Raw genomic sequence first — 2,201 nt, 5'->3', positions numbered from 1 at the left:
ACAAAGCGTGCTGCGCCTTTGTGTTGTTGCTGGAGTTCGCGAAAAAAAGCGCAATTGGTATAGATGTGGCTGTGCTGGCGCCGATAAGGCTCGACCTTGGCCAAACGGCTCCAGCCGGCCTGTTCGACCAGCGGCTCCCAGAAGGCTGCTTTCAGCCAACGGCCCGCGAGGGTGTACCACAGCGGCGTTTCTACCTGATTAAACAGCCCTACTCCGGCACGTCGCGTCCAGGCTTCCTTGGGTTCGGGGAGCGAGCCCACCGGCAACGTCTGCAATAGCCACAGCTGTTCGCCATCAAACACCCACTCACCGGCCTGGGGACGGTCAAAATTTTGTTTAAGCGTGGTGTGGAGTCGTCGCAGCTGGGATTCATCAACCTGTTGGCTTAGTGGCACTACGGCCTGCGACGCATGCACCAGTCGGCCGCTGTCATCGAAAATCAATCGCTGACGCTCATTGCTGCCCTCCACCACGCCCTCCACCACCATGTGTGGCAGGTCCTGGCGTAGCGGGTGGCGGGTGAACAACACCCCGGCAGCCTGTTGCCGCGGCAGTGCCTGGATCACCACATGGTCCGGGCCAGGCTCGCGATCGAAAATGCTCCGCAATGCCGCCGCCAGTGATTCATCCGAATCCAGATTCAACAGGCTTTCCCGGCGTGAATCCGCATTCATGGGCCCCTGTTGAAGCACCCAATAACGGTCATCGGTAAACATGCGCGGCAAGGCGCGTAATTGGTGAGTCAGCGACGCGGCAGAACTGTCTGCCACCACGCTGCGGTCAATGCGCCAGCTGGGCGGGATTGGTAACCCCATGGCAGCCCAGCGCTGCAGATTTTCGCCACCCTCAACATCGGCAGTCAGTACTTCAATGCTCATGAGCCGTTTCTTATTGGTCGAAATTGGTCTGTTATATACGCGGCGGATTCTTTAGCGCCACCCCTGCGGCGCAAGCCGTCGCACACCCCCACAGGCCCAGCCAGTACAAGACCGGCGTGAGCAGCAATGCCCCCAGAGCGATTACCGCCGCGATCCCGCCAAACAATACCGGGGCCTTCATCAGCGTACTCATCAGTGAGTCTTGCCAATAGAAAAACCATTGATGATCAGCGGGGAAAATCCATAGATGAAACTGATAAAAAACCTGGGTCGGGCCGGCAATCAGGAACCACGCTAACACAGCCCCCACAGTGAAAACAGTAATGCCAAGCCGCCAGCGCATGGGTGGTGCTTTAAGCCAGACGCAAAGCCAGGCGAGCGGCAACCACAAGGCCAACAACACCCAGAAGAGCACACGCCCCAGATCAATAAAATCGGCCACGTCCTGAAGGTGCTGCACTTCAGCATTGTGCAGTAACGGGCGTGGATTCTTCCCCGGTGGCTGGTAATAAATATCAGCCAATCCCGCCCCGCTGTTATGCACGGCATCACGAATTTGCTCAAATGCCTGCCAGTGTTGCTCGGGGGGCAATTGTTCAAACCCGGATTTAAAGCGATTCTGAGGGCCATAAATTTGTATATGTTGGCCAATATCCAGTTGTTGATACCAGAAGCGGTAGCCATAGTTCGACTGGCTATACAATGCCCAACACAGCGTCACAGCCAAAGAAACAACAATGACAACATAAAAGAACCACACTAAAGTGGCCGCGACCTGGCTTGGTTGAGCCGTTTTTTTCATAACACCCTCACAGTAATAACAGAATAATAAACAGAGGACGTAGCCACATGCGACCGCTCTTCATGTCGATAGCCCTGCTGACGGGCTTTTTTGTGTTATCGGGTTGTACCACCACCCTGCCTCAAACCAATGCGCCGCGCACGATCCAGGCGCAAAAACAGGATTATTACCAGGTGCGCATCCCGACCCGGGATGGCAAAAAACTGGCAGCCACCGTCTACCAGCCTGAGCTTCAGGCCGGGGAAAGCGCCCCGTTGATTATCGCCACTCACGGTTTTGGTGGCTTCCGCGCGAAGCGCCCCATGTCAATTTACGGCAAATCCATCCTCACCGGTGAAGCCGCCATCGCGGCGTGGAAAGCCGGTTACTGGGTGGTCTTCTACGACCAGCGGGGCTGGGGACAGTCCGATGGCCACGTGCACATGATGGACCCGGACTTTGAAGTCGCGGATCTAAGTAATGTGATCGACTGGTCACTGGGCCACCTTCCCGGCGTCAAACGTATGCCTGACGGTCAGCCC

Annotated in this window: 2 protein-coding genes and 1 pseudogene; 1 reads left to right on the top strand and 2 read right to left on the bottom strand. The window is 56.6% G+C overall.

The window, feature by feature from the left end; all coding sequences use genetic code 11:
• Positions 1-878 (bottom strand): annotated as a pseudogene (locus tag A3754_RS10470) (PEP/pyruvate-binding domain-containing protein); the annotation flags it as partial.
• 31 nt (positions 879-909) lie between these two features.
• Positions 910-1,680: a DUF1461 domain-containing protein gene (locus A3754_RS10465; RefSeq protein ID WP_063519630.1), complete on the bottom strand. Its 771-nt coding sequence runs from the start codon at positions 1,678-1,680 to the stop codon at positions 910-912.
• 47 nt (positions 1,681-1,727) lie between these two features.
• On the opposite strand from A3754_RS10465, the gene A3754_RS10460 reads away from it, so the two are divergent.
• A partial coding sequence (locus A3754_RS10460; protein ID WP_231880582.1) for a CocE/NonD family hydrolase occupies positions 1,728-2,201 on the top strand: 474 nt, incomplete at its 3' end.

It is taken from the genome of Alcanivorax sp. HI0083, from assembly GCF_001635175.1.
Note: the sequence above shows the minus strand (reverse complement) of the source record. Positions and strands in the feature narration are given on the sequence as shown.

What these genes read in the sequence shown, in the direction of transcription:
- A3754_RS10465 (WP_063519630.1), bottom strand. Translation starts at nt 1,680, where the DNA reads ATGAAAAAAACGGCTCAACCAAGCCAGGTCGCGGCCACTTTAGTGTGG.